The following is a 16,562-nucleotide window of genomic DNA, read 5'->3' as shown; positions in this document are numbered from 1 at the left end:
GCTCTAGAATCCGCCTCCCCGAATTCCAGGACAACAACAATGCGCCGGCTGGTTCCTGCCTTCTATCTGCTGCCCCTCTGTGCCCTCCCCCTCACTGGTCATGCCCAGGAGCAGACGGAAGATTCGCCTCAGGCCCTGTCCGAGCTCACCATCGTCGGCGCGGCCGAATCGCCCACCGGGCCGGTGCAGGGCTACAAGGCGGAACGTTCCAGCAGTGCGACACGCACCGACATCCCGCTGCACGAGACGCCCCAGTCGGTGAGCGTGGTCTCCCGCGAGGCCCTCGACGATCTCTCCGCCACCCGCCTGCAGCAGGCGCTGGACCAGGCCGGCGGCGTCGGCCGTGGCAACAACTTCGGCGGCCAGGGCCTGACCAGCTATACGGTGCGCGGCTTCACCAGCTCCGAGTATTTCCGCAACGGCTTTCCCATGAACCGCGGCTATCCCAGTGCGCCGGATGCCGCCACCCTGGAGCGAGTCGAGGTCCTGCGCGGCCCGGCGGCGACCCTCTATGGCCGTAGCGATCCAGGCGGCACCTTCAACGTGGTCACCAAGCAGCCCCTGGGCGAGCGCAAGACCTCCCTCGGCAGCCAGTTCACCGACCAGGGGCTGCGTCGTGGCACCCTGGACACCACCGGCCCGGTGGATGAAGACGGTCGCCTGGCCTATCGCCTCAACCTAATCGCCGAAGGCGGCGACAGCTTCCGCGACGATGTCGAGCACGAACGCTACGAGGTCGCGCCGGTGCTGAGCTGGCAGGCCACCGACGCCACCCTCATCACCTTCGAAGCGGACATCATCCGCAGCAACGCCCCACTGGATCGCGGTCGCACCAACTACCTCACCCAGCGCGCCGAAGCCAATCGCTCCACCAATGCCTGGGAAAAGGGCACCACCAACCTGCTGCACAGCGACAGCGAGGCCTATCAGCTGCGCTTCGAGCACCAGCTCAACGACGCCTGGACCCTGGCCGGCGGCTTCCAGTACCTGGACGGCAGCCTCAAGGGCAATGCCGTGGAAGCCAACGGCGTGCAGGCCGACGGCGTGACTCTGGGCCGCAACTTCAACTACCGCAAGCTGGAGTGGAGCGATCGCGACCTGCAGCTGAACCTGACCGGTCGCTTCGACACCTTCGGCCTCGGCCACACCCTGATCACCGGGATCGAGGTGGAAGACTACGACTATCAGTCGATCATCCAGCGCTCGCCAGGCAGTGTCAGCGCCTATCCGGTCAACCTGGTCGATCCGGTCCTCGGCCAGCCGCGCCCGGCCCTGACCCGTACGCCCACCCACGACCACGAGACCCTCAAGACCTGGGCGGCCTTCGTGCAGGACCAGATCGCCCTCACCGAGCGTTTCAAGGTGCTGGGTGGCGTGCGCCTGGAGCGCTTCGAGCACGATTACGACAACTTCGTCGCCGGTGGTCAGAGCTGGTCCAACGCCGACAACGCCGTCACCCCGCGCCTGGGCGTCAGCTACGACCTCACCCCGGAACTGGCGCTCTATGCCAGCGCCTCCAAGTCGTTCAAGCCCAACACCGGCGCGGCGCGCCTGGGCGGCGGTTTCGACCCCGAGGAAGGCAAGGCCTACGAGGTAGGCATGAAGTGGGCGGCGCTGGACGGCCGCCTCAGCGTCGACACGGCGATTTTCCATACGGTCAAGGAAAACGTCCTGACCCTGGACCCGGTCGATCCGAATTTCAACGTCGCCGCCGGCGAGGTACGCAGCCGTGGCTTCGAGGTCAACGTGACCGGCGACCTGACGCCCAACTGGCGCATCCTCGGCGGCTACGCCTTCACCGATGCCGAGGTCACCAAGGACAACACCCTGGCCCGCGGTACGCGCCTGACCAATATCCCGCGCAATGCCGTCAACCTGCTCAACGTCTACGAATTCCATGACGGCGTGCTGCGCGGCCTGGGACTGGGCGCCAATGTCAAGTACGTGGGCGAACGCGAAGGCCAGAAAACAATTGCCAGCGACTACACCATGGACAGCTACACGGTCACCGACCTGTTGAGCTTCTACAAGGTCGACAAGCACCTGCGACTGAACCTGGACGTGCGCAACGTCTTCAACAAGGGCTACGACGAGAGTTCCTGGAACGCCTACAGCTATCCGGGCGAGCCGCGTACGGTGCAGGCCGGCTTCACCTACACCTTCTAAAAGCACCCAACAAAACTACTGCGCGTCCGCCAGGCGGGCGCGTGCAGTGCTCGGAGTCCTCATGTACTACTTGTACACTGCGGCTCCTGCGCGCCGCGCGCACCCGCCTGACAGCCGCTCGCTACGTTTTGTTAGCCGCTTTACGGCTCTTTGGAATCAGGCCTCGCTGAAGGCCTGGCCGGTCAGCGGCTGGACCACCGGACGGCCCTGGCGGTCCTGCAGGATGTCCACCGCCACGCCGTAGGTGGCCTCCAGCAGGTCGGCGGTGACGATGGCCGCGGGTCGCCCGGCGGCCAGCAGGCCACCGTTCACCAGCACCAGCAGCGAATCGGCGTACTGGCAGGCCAGGTTGAGGTCGTGCAGCACCACCACGGTCACCTGCTGGTGCAGCCGGGTCTCGTGGCGTACCCGATCGAGCAGGTTGATCTGGTGCCGCAGATCCAGCGCGCTGACCGGTTCGTCCAGCAGCATTACCTCGGGTTCGCGCATCAGCACCTGGGCGAAGAACACCAGCTGCCGCTGACCGCCACTCAGGGCGCCCAGCTGGCGCGACGCCAGATGGCCGATCCCCACCTCGTCGAGCTTGCCCAGCGCCCGTTCCAACAGCTCATCGTCCAGATGCAGGGTCAGCCGTTCCAGACTGCCCATGGCCACCGTCTCCAGCACCGACAGCGCCGCCTCGGCATGGGAATCCTGGGGCATGTAGGCCACGCCCTGGCGCCAACCCTCGCGCTGAGCGCGGAGCGAAGCACCCGCCACCAGCCGCCGCTCGCCGCGTTCGATATGGCCGGCCGCCAGCGGCAGGTCCCCGGCCAGGGCGCGCAGCAGGGTGGTCTTGCCGGTGCCGTTGGGGCCGAGGATCACATGGACCTGGCCGGGATGCAGCTCGGTGCTCAAACCGGAAATCACGGTGCGGTCGCCGCGCTTCAGCGCGAGGTCATGGAGGCGGATCATAGGCTGGACCTGCGCGGGGCGAAGATGAGCCAGAGCAGGAAGGGCACCCCGACGATGGCGGTGACGATGCCCACCGGAAACAGCGCCCCGGGCAGGATCGACTTGGACAGCACCGAGGCGAAGGACAGCATAAGGGCGCCGCAGATGGCGGACAGTGGCAGCAGGAAGCGCTGATCCTCCCCCACCTGCCAGCGGGCGATATGGGGCGCGACCAGGCCAACGAAGCCGATCACCCCGACGAAGCTGGTGGCCGTGGCGGTCATCACCGCCACCAGGATCAGTACCTTGAGGCGCAGGCGGCGGATGTCCACGCCCAGGCTCTCGGCACGCGCCTCGCCCAGGCGCAGCGCGGCCAGTTTCCAGGCATCGCGCAAGAGCAGAATGCAGCACAGCAGGGTCACCCCGGCAACGATGGCCAGGGTGGTCCAGGTGGCGCGACCGAGGCTGCCGAACAACCAGAAGAGGATCTGCTGGGAAAGCTCCGGCGAGGACAGGAACTGCACCAGCGACAGCAATGACTGGAAGAGGAACAGCAGGGCGATGCCACCGAGAATGATGGTGTCGCTGCCGGTGCGCTTGAGCGAAGCCAGGGCGAAAAGGAACAGTGCCGCCAGCATGGCGAAGACGAAGGCGCCCAGCGGCACCCCGATCAGCGCGCCCAGGCCGAAGCTGCCCAGTGCCAGGCTGAGGGCCGCGCCACAGCCGGCGGCAGCCGCCATGCCCAGGGTGTAGGGACTGGCCATGGGATTGTTGAGCAGCGTCTGCATCTGCGCTCCGCCGGCGCCAAGGGCGGCGCCCACCGCCAGGGCCATCAGCGCCACCGGCAGGCGCAGGTCGCGGACGATGGCGTCGGTCATCGGCTGCCGCTCGCCGAGGCCGGTCAGGGACTTGAGCACCTCCAGCGGTGAAAGCAGCGAAGGCCCGGTGGCGATGTCCAGCACCAGACCCGCCAGGGTCAGCAGCAGAAACACCCCGCAGGCCCGCCAGCGCCGCCGCTCGCGGGCGCGCTGGTCGGCGATGGCGTCCGCGTGGCTGGAGGGTGAGGAAGCGCTCATGGGTTCAGGCCTATGGCAAAGGTGCCCTGGGGCTGGATCGGCATGTAGCGGCGGTAGAACTCACGGTAGTTGGCCATGGGATCCATGTCCTGGAACAGATCCGGATAGAGCTGCTTGGCGATGAACTGCAGCATGGCGAAGTCTTCCAGGCTGCGCGAGGCACCCTGGTAGACACCATAGAGACGCCCGTCGCGGATCGCCGGCAGATTGCTCCAGCCCGGTCGCTGCATGAAGGCGCGCAGATGGCTGCGGGCGTCATCGGCGGTCACGCCGGGGCCCATGGGCAAGGCGGTGGGATTGCTGTTGTCCTCGCGCCCGGAGATGAAGATGACCTCCGGCTGGGCCATGAGCACCTGCTCCGGATTCATCACCCCCCACCACTGGATGAAGGGCGCGGCGATGTTGTCGCCGCCGGCCAGGGTGACCATGGCGCCCCACATGTTGCGGCCATAGGTGAAGGAGTACTCGGCCGGGCCCTTGTTGCCGAATTCGGCGTAGACCCGCGGTTTCGGCCGATGGGCCGCGGCGATGCGGGTCTGGATGTCCTGCACCACCTTGGCATAGAAGTCGGCCAGCTCGTTGGCCCGTGCCTCCTGGCCGGTGATGATGCCGAGCAAGCGGGTGGAGGCCAGGTGGCGTTCCAGGGTCTGGGCGTTGTAGTCGATCGCCACCACCGGGATGCCGAGCTGTTCGAGGCGCTTGACCTCGCTGTCCAGCGCCTGGAATTGCCAGGCGGCCAGCACCACCAGGTCCGGCTTTAGAGCGAGCACCTTCTCCACGGAAAAACTATTGTTTTCCGTCTCCCCCACATCGGGAAGGGTGGCCAGGGAGGGCCGGTGGGCGACGTTGAGCGCCCAGTTGGCCGGCACCTTGCGCTCCCAGGCACCGCGGGAGACACCGACCACGGCGTCGAAGGCGTGCTCGCCACCGACCGCCAGGTAGTCGCCATAGTGGAAGCCCAGCACCACGCGCTTGGCCGGCGCGTCGATGGTCACCGTGCGCCCGAGGACGTCAGTGACCTGGCGCGTCTCGGCGAAGGCCGGAGCAATCAGAAAGCAAGCGATAAGCGTTACCAGCCGGACAGCCCACTGCCCGCGGCGAGCGAAACCTTTCATGGAACCCCTTGGACGTCTGCACCCGCTCCAAGAGCCTATTCATAATCTCGCGAGCTAGAGCTAAACAAGGCGAAAAGGCCTGAGGAAGCGGATCGGACTCGCGCTCGAGTTTACGCAAAGTAAATGAGCATTCCGACCGGGCTGGCGACCCAGGGGGTTTCAACGCTGTTTGGCCGACGCGCAGCAGATTATGGACAGGCTCTAGGGCGGGTGACTGCGAAGCTAGCAAAGGGTGCAACTTTACGCGGTGGCAGCGCCTGCGCCTAGCGCCCGCCACCGGCAAAGGAAAGCCGTCGACCTCAGGTCGCGTCGGCGTGGCTGACCACGCCCTTGATCAGCACGGCCAGGGCCGCGAGACCCGCGGGCAGGAGCAGCGCGGTGAGCACCTGGGTGAAGGTCCAGCCCAGGCCCAGCAGGGTCGCGCCCATCCAGGCGCCAGTGATGGCGCCGAAGCGGCCGATGCCGAGCATCCAGGACACCCCGGTGGCGCGGCCATGGGTCGGGTAGTAGCGCGCCGCCAGCGAGGGCATGGCCGACTGGGCGCCGTTGATGCACATGCCGGCCACCAGCACCAGGGTGGCCACCAGGGCGACCTGGCCCAGGCTCTGGCCGACGCAGTAGGCGAAGATCCCGGCCAGGGCATAGAACAGGCCGATCACCTTGTGCGGATTGAATCTGTCCATGGCCCAGCCGACGAAGACCGCGCTGAGCACCCCGCCGAACTGGAACAGCGCGCCGATCAGGGCGGCCTGCTCCAGGCTGGCGCCGGCGTCGCGCATCAGCGTCGGCAGCCAGCTGGTGAGCAGGTAGACGATCACCAGGCCCATGAAATAGGTCAGCCACAGCAACAGGGTGCCGGCGCTGTAGTTGCGGTTGAAGATCACCGCGAAGACGTTGCCGGTCTTGACCGACTTCTGCTCGGGCACCACGAAGTGCCGGGCCTCGGCGGCCTCGCGACCGATGGGCGCCAATACCCGGCGGATGCGCTCGGCGCTCTTGCCGTGCACCACCAGATAGCGCGCCGATTCCGGCAGCCAGAGCAGCAGCACCACGGCCAGCGCCAGGGGCAGCACGCCACCCAGCACCAGCAGGCTGTGCCAGCCATAGGCCGGGATCATCCAGGCCGAGACGAAACCGCCGCCGGCCATGCCCAGGTTGAAGCCGCAGAACATGCTGGTCACCAGCAGCGACTTGAGGCGCTCGGGGGTGTATTCCGAGAGCAGCGTGGTGGCGTTGGGCATGGCCGCGCCCAGGCCCAGGCCGGTGAGAAATCTCAGGATCACCAGCTGTTCGAGGTTGGCGCTGAAGGCCGACAGCAGGCTGAAGCCGCCAAAGATGAAGGTGGCGACCACCAGCACGCCCTTGCGGCCGAAGCGATCGGCCAGCGGGCCGGAACCCAGGGCACCAAAGACCATGCCGCCCAGAGCGGCGCTCATCACTGGCCCCAGGCTGGCGCGTGCGATGCCCCACTCCACCGACAGCGCCGGGGCGATGAAGCCCATGGCCGCGGTGTCCAGCCCATCGAGAAAGACGATCAGAAAGCACAGGGCGACGATGCGCCACTGGTAGGCGGACAGCGCCTGGCGATTGATGAACTGCTGGACGTCCAGGGTGCCGGCTGTCGCCGTGGCCGGATGGTCGGCCAGGGGCACGGCGCCCGCGAGGGTTTGCGTCATGGTGGTCTGCTCGTGTTGTTGTTATCGGCGTAGTGCGCCACTGCGCCGACGTTAAGCCCAACTCCGAACAGCTGACAATTCGATTATCGGCGATATGGCCGATAATCGACCAGATTCGCTAGTGAAACAGCCGGGTACTCAATTCCTGGCTGGCCGCCAGCAGCACCGGCAGGAAGCGCGTCTCCAGTTCCTGGCGACTGACCCGACTGGCGTGGGTGCCGACGTTGAGTGCCGCCAGCACCTGGCCAGCGGCGTCTCTCAGGGGCACCGCCAGGGATCTCAGCCCCACTTCCAGCTCCTGGTCGACGATGACGTAGCCCTGCTGGCGCACCTGGCCCAGGCACTCGATGAGCGCTGGCGGCTGATAGAGGGTGCGGCTGGTCTTGGCCTGCAGGTCGGCGTGTTCCAGGTAGTCGTGCAGGGCGGCATCGTCCAGGGCGGCGAGCAGGATGCGGCCCATGGAGGTGCAATAGGCCGGCAGCCGGCTGCCGACGCTGAGGTCCACCGAGATCAATCGCTGCGGCGTCGCCGAGCGGGCGATGTAGAGGATCTCGTCGCCTTCCAGGGTGGCCATGGAGCAGGCCTCGTGCAGTTGCTCGCTCAAGCGATCGAGCACCGGCTGGGCGGTGACCGCCAGCGGCGTGGACGACAGGTAGGCATGCCCCAGGGTCAGCACCTTGGGCAGCAGCGAGTAGGTGCGGCCGTCGGTGGTGACGTAGCCCAGCTTCATCAGGGTATGCAGGCAGCGGCGCACCGCGGCGCGCGGGATCTCGGTGCGATGGCTGATCTGGGCGATGGTCAGCTGGCGCTTGCGCTCCTGGAAGGCATGGATGACCGCCAGGCCGCGGGCCAGGGAGGTCATGAAGTTGGGGTCGCCGGTGAAGGCTTCGATGCGCTTGGCCGGCGAGGCGATGATGGGCGGCGCGGCCAGTGGCGGCAGGCCCGTGGCGTGAGCGGTGCGGTTATCGTCCATCGGACCGGTCCTCGGCAGGCTTTTGATCGATTATCGAGCGAGTGGGCGATTATCGCAATCGCATTTCTCCTGGTGCCCGCTGACGCGCAGGGTCTTCCCGGTGCATGCTGAGGCTTCCCGCCCAGCCGCCTGGATGCCTGCCGATGAAGACCCTGGAAGATCATCTCAGCCAGTACGCGAGCTACCACCGTGATCCGCGCAACATCGCCAGCCACTTTCCCGGCATCCTGCTGATCGTGCTGGCGGTGGCCATCCTGCTGTCGCGACCGGTTTTCAGCCTGGCCGGCTGGCCGCTGTCGCCCGCGGTACCGGTGGCCGGGGCGGTGGCGGTCTTCTACCTGCGCCTGGATCGGCCGCTGGGACTGCTGATGAGCGTGCTGCTTGGTCTTGCCCTCTGGCTGGGTGCCACGCTGGCGGCCCGGACCACGGGCGTCTGGCTGGGCTGGGGGCTGGGTCTGTTCCTGGTCGGCTGGGCCATCCAGTTCGTGGGCCATCACTATGAAGGACGCAAGCCGGCCTTTCTCGACGACCTGGCCGGTCTGGCCATCGGTCCGCTGTTCATCGCCACCGAAGCGGTCTTCTGGCTGGGTGGTCGCCCGCAGCTCAGGCAGGCGATTGAAGAGCGGGCTGGCCCGGTACGGCGCCGTCAATCCAGCCGATAGCGGATCGTCGGCCGACCGTCGGGGCCGTCCAGCGTCACCTGCGCCTTCACGCCCCAGACCTGCTGGATCAGCGCGGCCGTCAGCACCGCGGCCGGGGCGCCTTCGGCGACCAGGCGACCGTCGCGCAGCACCGCCAGGCGATCGCAGAACAGCGCGGCGAGGTTGAGATCGTGGATCGCCAGCACGCAGGTGGCCGGCAGGCGGCGGACCAGGTCGAGGATTTCCAGCTGGTGCTGGATATCCAGGTGATTGGTGGGTTCGTCCAGCAGGAGTTCGCTGGGCTCCTGGGCCAGGGCGCGGGCGATCTGGGCGCGCTGGCGTTCGCCACCCGAGAGGCTGTGCCAACGGCGGGCGGCCTTGTCGACCAGTCCCACCTGGGCCAGGGCGCGCTGGCAGACTTCGGCATCGCGCGCGCTCCAGGCGTCGAGCAGGCCGCGATGGGGTGTGCGGCCCAGGCGCACCACCTCGGCCACCGACAGATCGGCCTCGGTACCGGCCTGCTGCTCCACCAGGGCCACCCGGCGCGCCAGGTCGCGACGACGCAGGTCCTGCAGGGGCGTCTCGTCGAGGCTGACCCGGCCCTCCTCTGGCCGCCGCAGCCCGGCCAATAGCCGCAGCAGACTGGACTTGCCCGAGCCATTGGGGCCGAGCAGCCCCAGTACCCCTCCGGGCGGCACCGCCAGCGTCACCCCGCGGAGGATCGGCTGGCCGCCGGCGCTCCAGGCCACGTCCCGCGCGGCCAGGCTCATCGGACCTCCCGCGCGCGATAGAGGATGAAGGCGAAGGCCGGCGCGCCGACCAGGGCGGTGACCACGCCGATGGGCAGGGTCTGCTTGGCCACCAGGGTGCGGGCGACGATGTCGGCCAGCACCATGAAGAGGGCGCCGATCAGCGCGCAGGTGGGCAGCAGCCGACCATGCCCGGGGCCGACCAGGAAGCGTGCCACATGGGGAATCACCAGACCGACGAAGCCCACCGCGCCCACCAGGCTGACCAGGCAGGCGGTGATCAGGCCGGTGACCGCCAGCAGCAGCAGGCGCAGCGGCCCCACCGCCACGCCCAGGCTGGCGGCGGCGTCCTCGCCAAAGGCAAAGGCGTCCAGCGCCCGGGCGCAGGCCAGGCACACCAGCAGCCCCGCGAGCACCACCCCGGCGGCTAGCCAGACGTCCGGCCAGCGCACCCCGGCCAGGCTGCCGAGCAGCCAGAACATCACGCTGCGCGCCTGCTCGGCGTTGGCCGCGGTGGCGACGATGTAGGCGGTCAGGGCATTGAACAGCTGGGAGGCGGCCACCCCGGCGAGGATGATGCGGGTGCTGCCGCCACTGCCCAGAAAGGGCAGCACCACGGCGAAGGCCAGCACCGCGCCGAGAAAGGCGCCGAGCGAGACCCCGAGCACCCCGCCGCCGACGCCCAACAGCATCACCAGCACCGCGCCGGTGGAGGCGCCGGCCGACAGCCCCAGCACATAGGGTTCGGCCAGGGCGTTGCGCAGCAGCGCCTGGAGGATGGCGCCGGAGACCGCCAGGCCGGCGCCGCAGCAGGCCGCCACCAGGGCGCGACTGAGGCGGTATTCCCAGACGATGCCCTGGACGATGCGCTCCACCGGATAGGGCCCCAGGCCCAGGCCGTTGGCGATGGCCTGCAGACTGGTCAGCGGGGCGATGGGCATCTCGCCGAAGGAGGCCGCCAGCACCACGCTCGCCGCCAGCGCCAGCACGGCGGTCAGGCCCAGCAGCCAGCGCCAGGGCCGGGCCCCCTCGGCCGCCAGGGGCAGGCTCATGGTTGCGGCTTGGCCAGGTCGGCGGCCAGGGTCTCGACGCTGTCCACCACCCGCAGCGAGGGATTGAGGGTCGGGGCGTCCACCACCAGTAGGTGGTTCTCGCGCACCGCGCGCAATTCGCGGGTCAGGGGATCGCTGCGCAGGAAGGCCAGCTTCTTGTCGACGTCATCGGCGGGATAGAGACGGCGGTCCATGCGCGCCACCACGATATAGTCAGGGTCCAGACTGGCGATACGTTCCCAGCTCACCGCTGGCCATTCCTCGGCGCTGTCGACCACGTTGCGCAGGCCCAGGGAACGGGCGATCCAGGCCGGTGCGCCCAGGTTGCCAGCGACCCAGGGATCGCCTTCCAGGCGCGGACTGGAAAACCAGAACAGCACCGAACGCCCCTGGACCCCGGCAGCCTTGGCCTGCTCCCCGGCGGCGGCGATGCGGCGGTCCAGCTCGGCGACCAACTGCTTGCCGGCCGGCTGCACATCGAGAATGGCCGCCAGCTCCTGGGCCTCGCGGGTCACCAGCTGCATGTCGAAGGGCGCGCTGCGGCTGCCGTCGCTGTTGGAATCGGCGGTCACCGCCTTGCCTTCGCAATCGCTGGGCGCCACATAGGCGGCGATGCCCAGCTTGGCGAAGCGGGGGAAGTCCGCCACCTCGCCGCCGGGGCCGACGTGATAGGTGTACTGCGCCGCCACCAGGTCCGGCCGGGTGCCGACCACGGCTTCGAAGCTGGGGGCGTTGTCGGCCAGGCGCGGAATGCCCTTGCCCTCCTCCTGCAGGTCCTTCGGCAGGCCGCCGAACCAGACCCCGGTACCCACCAAGCGCGCGCCCACGCCCAGGCGCAAGAGCAACTCGGTACTGGCCTGACCCAGACTGACCAGCCGTTGGGGCGCACGCTCGAAGACTAGGTCGCGACCGCAGTTGTGGATGGTCAGCGGATAGGTCGTGGCGGCCTGGGCGCTAAGGGCGGAAACAGATAGCAGGCCGGCGGCGAGCAGCGGTGAAAGACGGCGAAGCATGGACTCTCCTTGGGATGACGCGTCCCTTGTGGATGATGGGTATCCCCTGGCGAGGTCTGGCTCGCTTCTTACGAAGCTCACAGTGGCGCGACCGCGCCGGACTCTCACCGGCTTCCCGCCAGGGAACAGGAAGGTCGCCGAGGGTGGGCCAGCGGCGACCAGGATTCAAGCATTAAATGTTACTTTATAACAATTCCGGATCATACCAGCGCGGCGTATAGACCCACTCGCCGCCATCGGCCCGCGGAAAGCGCCGGGTATGGCTGGAGCCGAGGATCACCAGGGTGCGCGAATCCACCATGTCGCTGCGCAGGGCGCCGAGGCTGGTGTATTCGAGACCGCCACCCGGACGGCCGACGTCGCGACCGAGGATCACCGGGGTGTTCGCCGAGCGGCAGCTGCGCAAGACGTCCAGCGCCCGCTCCAGCTGGTGCGGGCGAGCCTTGGAGATGGGGTTGTAGAAGGCCATGGCCAGGTCCGCTGCTGCGGCCTGGCGCAGGCGCTGCTCGATCACCGCCCAGGGCTTGAGGTTGTCGGACAGGGAGATCAGGCAGAAGTCGTGGCCCAGGGGCGCCCCGGCCAGGGCGGCGCTGGCCATGGCCGCGGTGATGCCCGGCAGGATCTCCAGCTCCACCGCCGCCCAGCGCGGATCATCGGCGCCTTCCAGCACCTCCAGTACCGCAGCGGCCATGGCGAAGACCCCCGGATCGCCGGACGACACCATGACCACCTGACGACCGCTGGCGGCCAGTTCGAAGGCATGGCGGGCACGCTGCAATTCTTCACGGTTGTCGCTGGCATGGGCCAGTTGGTCCGGGCGCAGGGGGCCGGCCATCTGCACGTAGGTCGCGTAGCCGAGCACGTCCTCGGCCTGGTCCAGGGCGCGGCGTACCACCGGTGCCATGAGTTCGGCCGCACCGGGGCCTAGGCCCACCACGCTGAGGCGTCCGCGGTGCTGGCCGAGGTCCTCGGTGTCCAGGGGCCGGTCATGCAGGTGCAGGGCGATGCCCCGCTCCTGGGCCCGTTCCACCGTCGTCAGGGCGAAGTCCGGCGTGTTCGCGTCGACGAATCTCAACGGCACATCCAGTGCCTGGCTCAGCTCGGCCAGGCCGGGCACGGCCATGTCTTCCGCCCGCGCCAGCAGCACTGCCACGGCACCTGGCGCATAGCCGGTGCTGGCAAGCAGTTCGGTGACGGCGGCAGCGGTGGCATCGGCGCGTACCGCCACCAGCACGGCGCGGGGATGGATGAGCAGGGTGTGGTCGTCGGCACTGGCCAGCGGCGAGACCAGGATGCGCTGGTGCGCAGCAGGGTCACGGGCCAGGGGCACCTCATCCAGCCAGGGCGCCTCGCCCTCGATGCGTACCGGAGCGCCGGCCAGCAGATCGGCCACCCGGTGCTTGGCCACGTCGACGTCGGCCAGGGCATAGCCGGCCGGTGGATCGAGCAGGCAGGTGCCGAATCTCAGTTCGCCACTGGTGGTGATGGCCGGGGCCACCGCCAGCAACGTGCCCAGCTGACGGGCCAGGCGATTGGCACCGGCCAGGCCGCCCAGCAGCGGCACCACGGCGCTGCCGTCTTCGGCCACCGCCAGGACCGGCGGCTCGGCGGTCTTGTCATCCAGCAAGGACGCCAGGGTGCGGATGACGATACCGGCGGCGCAGAGCACCACCAAGGGCCGCTGCTGGCGATAGAGCTCACGCAGATGCTCGCCGAAGGCGCTGTAGCTGACATCGCCCTCGACCCGCCCGGCCAGGCCATGCACCAGACTGCCCGGCAGGCCGTCCTGCAAGCGGCGGGCGGTGGCCAGGGCGCCGGGGCCGAGGATGACGATGGCCGGGCTCAACCCTTCCATTTCACCCCCGGCACCACAACCAGCGAGAAATACGGCGAGGCCATGGGCTCGACCTCGTCCAGCGCGACGATGCGCTGGTTGTCCATGGTGGCGCGCTCGATGTAGCGGGCACGCTCGTCCAGGCCCAGGTCGCGCAAGACCTGGCGCACCTTCTCGAAATTGCGCCCGAGCTTCATCACCACGGCGGCGTCGGCGCTGGCGAGGCGCGCCTTGAGTTCCTCGGCGGAGAGCACCCCGGAGAGCACCGTGAGGGTCTGGTTGCGATAGACCAGCGGCAGACCGAGCATGGCCACACCGCCGAGCATGGAGCAGACCCCCGGCACCACCTGGGCCTCGTAGCGCTCGGCCAGGCGGTCGTGCAGGTACATGTAGGAGCCGTAGAAGAAGGGATCGCCTTCGCAGATCACCGCCACGTCACGGCCGGCGTCCAGATGGTCGGCCACCTGGGCGGCGGCGGTGTCGTAGAAGTCGGCGATCACCGTCTCATAGGACAGCGGCGGCGCCAGCTTCTCGGTGGTCACCGGATAGACCAGCGGCAGGCGTTGCTGGCCGTCCAGCAGATAGCCCTCGATGACGCCATAGGCATTGCCGCCCTGGCCCGCGTTGGCCTTGGCCTTGGCGACGAAATAGGCCACCACCGGCGCGCCCTGCAGGAGGCGCAGGGCCTTCAGGGTGATGAGTTCCGGATCGCCGGGGCCGACGCCCAGGCCGAGCAGGCGGCCGGCCATCACTCCACCTCCGTGGCCAGGGCGTTGACCGCCGCGGCGGCCATGGCGCTGCCGCCGCGCCGGCCGCGGACGATGACGTAGGGCACGCCGCGACTGTCGGCGGCCAGGGCGTCCTTGGACTCCATGGCACCAACGAAGCCCACCGGCATGCCGAGGATCAGCGCCGGCCTGGGCGCCCCGGCGTCGAGCATTTCCAGCAGATAGAACAGCGCGGTGGGGGCGTTGCCGATCACCACCACGCTGCCGGCCAGGTGCGGCCGCCAGCGCTCCAAGGCCACCGCCGAGCGGGTGTTGCCCTGGGCCACGGCCAGCTCGCGGATCCCCTCGTCGTGCAGGGTGCAGATCACCTGATTGTTGGCCGGCAGCCGGGTGCGGGTGACGCCCTCGGCGACCATGCGCGCATCGCAGAGGATGGGCGCGCCAGCCGCCAGCGCTCCGCGACCGGCCGCGCCGGCACCCGGGGAAAAGGCCAGGTCCTGGACCACGTCGACCATGCCGCAGGCGTGGATCACCCGCACGGCGAGCTTTTCCAGGTCGGCGGGGATGGCCGAGAGATCGGCTTCGGCGCGGATGGTGGCGAAGGATTGGCGATAGATCGCCTGGCCGTCGCGTTCGTATTCAAGCATCACTGGGACTCCGGGCCAGCCAGGCGGCGGCCTCGTCGAGAGAAAGGTGGGTGGCGCGCCGCCGGCCCGGACCTGGCTGGGTGGCGTCGCGCACGAAGAGGTCATAGCGACCGGGGGCCACCGCCAGGAGGGTGTGGGGCGCCTGGCCGGCCAGGGCGCAACTGCGCGGGCAACCGGAGAGATGCACCTCCAGGTCCGCCGGCAGCCGCTCGGCCAGGCGCAGGGCATCGCCCTTGGTGTCGGCCTGGCCCTTGGCGCAGCCCTGGCTGCCGGTACAGGCGATCAGCCGGGCCAAGGGTGCGGCAGGGTCGGTGGTCAGGTCCAGGGTGGTCAAGGCCGTGGGCAGCGCCTGGGCCTTGTCGGTCGGCACATCGGGCAGCAACAGGCCCTGCCAGGGGGTCAGGTGCAGGTCGCCGTTGCCGAGGTGCTCGGCCAGGTCGGCGACGGCGGCCAGGCTCGTTGCCGGCAGGCGGCCTAGGGCGGGCTGGGCGCCGATCCAGCAGAGGCCCGATTGACGCTGTGGATGGCACCCCAGGCGCAACACGCTGCGCGCCGGCGCGCGGGAGGTCGTGGGAGGCGGCAGCAGATCCAGGCCGGCCACTACCTCTGCGACCGGACGCTGCGCCAGCAGCTGGCGCATGCGGCCCTGCTCGGGACCGGCGAGATCGAGAAAGCGATGCAGCAGCCGCGTGACGGTCGCCACCTCCTGGCCCGGAGCGATCAGCCCAACCGGTCTGTCCAGCGGGGTACCGGCCAGACCAAGGACATAGCCCTCGGCGCGAGCCGACAGCCAGACATCGTGGGGATGATCGAGCCGCGCCAGGGCTTCGCCGCCGTCCAGTTGCAGGGCGAACTTGGCCGACAGCCCATGCAGTCGGCGGTCGCCCTCCAGCAGGGCGAGCAATTCGGCGGCCAGGGGGCAGACGTCGCGCAGCTGCTGAGGATCACGCCCCGCCGCCGGGCTGAGCAGCAGATTGCGCACGTCGTCGGCGGCCGGATCGGCCGGACCCAGACCGGCGGCCTGCAGCGCGGCCACCAGGGCGTCGGCGCCATCCGGGCGCACGCCGCGCAATTGCAGGTTGGCCCTATTGGTCAGCTCCAGTACCCCGTTCGCCCAGCGCTCGCTGGCGGCGGCGATCGCTCGCGCCTGGCCTGCCATGAGTCGCCCGCCCGGCAACTTCACCCGGCACAGGCCGCCATCGCGCGCGGGCACGATGCGCAGCAGGCCCGGACAGGCCGAAGGCCGCGGGACGAGGGCGGAAGGAGACGGAGGATTCACGGCGGAAGGTCGGGCTGAACGGGGAAAGACGTTATTATGCCCGCTTTGGTGCGACACGTATGCTCGTGTTGTGCTTGGTCGACCAGCTTAGTCTTGGCGCCGAAACCCTTGTTCTACAGGGGTTTGAAGCCTAAATAAAGCACGAGAGCCGGCTCTGCCGCGCCTGATTCGACCCACTTGTGGGGACAATGCGATCCCTGCTTGCCAGGGTAAGTACGTCTCAAATTTGGCCATTTTTGGCTATAAATTGATCAATCAGACGTAACAGAGAGCAGTTTCCGCCAAGGAAATTGTATCTAAATGTAACAAGACTCCCTGCGGGTGATTTGACCCCGCAAGGGGTCAATCCATCTCTGGGGTGCCTTGGTCTCATTTGGCCCATGCCAACGTCGTGAGACGCTAGGGTATCTCGTCCAAGCACGGAGCAACCGCTCCGCTTGTGCATTGCTCAACCTTGCTAATACAGGGGGTACCGAGCCTGGCATGTACCTGCCAGTTCACTACATCGGCATGCGTCGGGGGCCAACCCTGAGGTGTGAAGCCCGATGGACAACGTCCTATCCCGTAAGGGACACGCTTGACTGGCAACAGCTTCGTGAAGCTTCCGAACTGCACGGAAGCTTAGGGCTAGTGACCCAACCCGTATGGTTAACGCATGTGAACCGTTGCTAGACCCCTCG

14 protein-coding genes, 1 other RNA gene and 1 riboswitch are annotated in these 16,562 nt (G+C 68.4%); of the genes, 3 read left to right on the top strand and 12 right to left on the bottom strand.

Going from position 1 to position 16,562, the window contains the following annotated elements:
- The first annotated feature begins 39 nt into the window (after positions 1-39).
- A complete protein-coding gene (locus NRG74_RS20165) occupies positions 40-2,166 on the top strand; it encodes a TonB-dependent siderophore receptor (protein WP_257705145.1) in 2,127 nt (708 codons plus the stop codon).
- A 61-nt stretch (positions 2,167-2,227) separates the two neighbouring features.
- Positions 2,228-2,303, top strand: a non-coding RNA gene (locus NRG74_RS20160) — sX9 sRNA.
- Between the two features lie 19 nt (positions 2,304-2,322).
- Here the strand turns inward: NRG74_RS20160 and NRG74_RS20155 are convergent.
- The 5 genes from NRG74_RS20155 to NRG74_RS20135 all read right to left on the bottom strand — a co-directional run bounded on the left by NRG74_RS20155 (position 2,323) and on the right by NRG74_RS20135 (position 7,939).
- The gene (locus NRG74_RS20155; RefSeq protein ID WP_093257274.1) at positions 2,323-3,120 is read right to left on the bottom strand and encodes an ABC transporter ATP-binding protein; all 798 of its coding nucleotides are present in this window, start codon (positions 3,118-3,120) and stop codon (positions 2,323-2,325) included.
- On the bottom strand, positions 3,117-4,175 hold the full coding sequence (locus NRG74_RS20150; protein WP_017642955.1) for a FecCD family ABC transporter permease: 1,059 nt from the start codon (positions 4,173-4,175) through the stop codon (positions 3,117-3,119). The genes NRG74_RS20155 and NRG74_RS20150 overlap by 4 nt, the downstream gene beginning before the upstream one ends.
- Positions 4,172-5,290 (bottom strand): ABC transporter substrate-binding protein, encoded by a 1,119-nt coding sequence (locus NRG74_RS20145; protein ID WP_173147151.1) that lies wholly within the window; start codon positions 5,288-5,290, stop codon positions 4,172-4,174. The genes NRG74_RS20150 and NRG74_RS20145 overlap by 4 nt, the downstream gene beginning before the upstream one ends.
- A 299-nt stretch (positions 5,291-5,589) precedes the next feature.
- The gene (locus NRG74_RS20140; protein ID WP_257705144.1) at positions 5,590-6,966 is read right to left on the bottom strand and encodes an MFS transporter; all 1,377 of its coding nucleotides are present in this window, start codon (positions 6,964-6,966) and stop codon (positions 5,590-5,592) included.
- Between the two features lie 118 nt (positions 6,967-7,084).
- Positions 7,085-7,939 carry an IclR family transcriptional regulator domain-containing protein gene (locus NRG74_RS20135; protein WP_068383265.1) on the bottom strand — a complete coding sequence of 285 codons (855 nt, stop codon included), beginning with the start codon at positions 7,937-7,939 and terminating at the stop codon, positions 7,085-7,087.
- 143 nt (positions 7,940-8,082) lie between these two features.
- Here NRG74_RS20135 and NRG74_RS20130 point away from each other — a divergent pair, with 143 nt between their 5' ends.
- Entirely contained in the window at positions 8,083-8,601 is a 519-nt protein-coding gene (locus tag NRG74_RS20130; protein ID WP_257705143.1) for a DUF962 domain-containing protein, read from the top strand.
- Here the strand turns inward: NRG74_RS20130 and NRG74_RS20125 are convergent.
- The 7 genes from NRG74_RS20125 to cobG all read right to left on the bottom strand — a co-directional run bounded on the left by NRG74_RS20125 (position 8,586) and on the right by cobG (position 15,882).
- A complete protein-coding gene (locus NRG74_RS20125; protein ID WP_257705142.1) occupies positions 8,586-9,350 on the bottom strand; it encodes an ABC transporter ATP-binding protein in 765 nt (254 codons plus the stop codon). The two genes, NRG74_RS20130 and NRG74_RS20125, sit on opposite strands and share 16 nt — an antisense overlap.
- On the bottom strand, positions 9,347-10,381 hold the full coding sequence (locus NRG74_RS20120) for a FecCD family ABC transporter permease (RefSeq protein ID WP_068383260.1): 1,035 nt from the start codon (positions 10,379-10,381) through the stop codon (positions 9,347-9,349). The genes NRG74_RS20125 and NRG74_RS20120 overlap by 4 nt, the downstream gene beginning before the upstream one ends.
- On the bottom strand, positions 10,378-11,394 hold the full coding sequence (locus NRG74_RS20115; RefSeq protein ID WP_257705141.1) for an ABC transporter substrate-binding protein: 1,017 nt from the start codon (positions 11,392-11,394) through the stop codon (positions 10,378-10,380). The genes NRG74_RS20120 and NRG74_RS20115 overlap by 4 nt, the downstream gene beginning before the upstream one ends.
- Before the next feature lie 31 nt (positions 11,395-11,425).
- A riboswitch (cobalamin riboswitch) is annotated at positions 11,426-11,572 on the bottom strand.
- A gap of 6 nt (positions 11,573-11,578) precedes the next feature.
- Entirely contained in the window at positions 11,579-13,249 is a 1,671-nt protein-coding gene (gene cobJ, locus NRG74_RS20110) for a precorrin-3B C(17)-methyltransferase (protein WP_257705140.1), read from the bottom strand.
- Positions 13,237-13,977, bottom strand: a complete 741-nt coding sequence (locus NRG74_RS20105) for a precorrin-2 C(20)-methyltransferase (RefSeq protein ID WP_160921918.1) — start codon at positions 13,975-13,977, stop codon at positions 13,237-13,239. The genes cobJ and NRG74_RS20105 overlap by 13 nt, the downstream gene beginning before the upstream one ends.
- Positions 13,977-14,603 carry a precorrin-8X methylmutase gene (locus NRG74_RS20100; RefSeq protein WP_257705139.1) on the bottom strand — a complete coding sequence of 209 codons (627 nt, stop codon included), beginning with the start codon at positions 14,601-14,603 and terminating at the stop codon, positions 13,977-13,979. Before NRG74_RS20100 ends, NRG74_RS20105 begins: the two co-directional genes overlap by 1 nt.
- Positions 14,596-15,882: a precorrin-3B synthase gene (gene cobG / locus NRG74_RS20095; RefSeq protein WP_307773987.1), complete on the bottom strand. Its 1,287-nt coding sequence runs from the start codon at positions 15,880-15,882 to the stop codon at positions 14,596-14,598. The genes NRG74_RS20100 and cobG overlap by 8 nt, the downstream gene beginning before the upstream one ends.
- Between the last annotated feature and the right edge of the window lie 680 nt (positions 15,883-16,562).

This window comes from Pseudomonas oryzihabitans, from assembly GCF_024652905.1.
Taxonomy (GTDB): Bacteria; Pseudomonadota; Gammaproteobacteria; order Pseudomonadales; family Pseudomonadaceae; genus Chryseomonas; species Chryseomonas benzopyrenica.
This window is presented reverse-complemented; position numbering and strand designations above follow the sequence as displayed.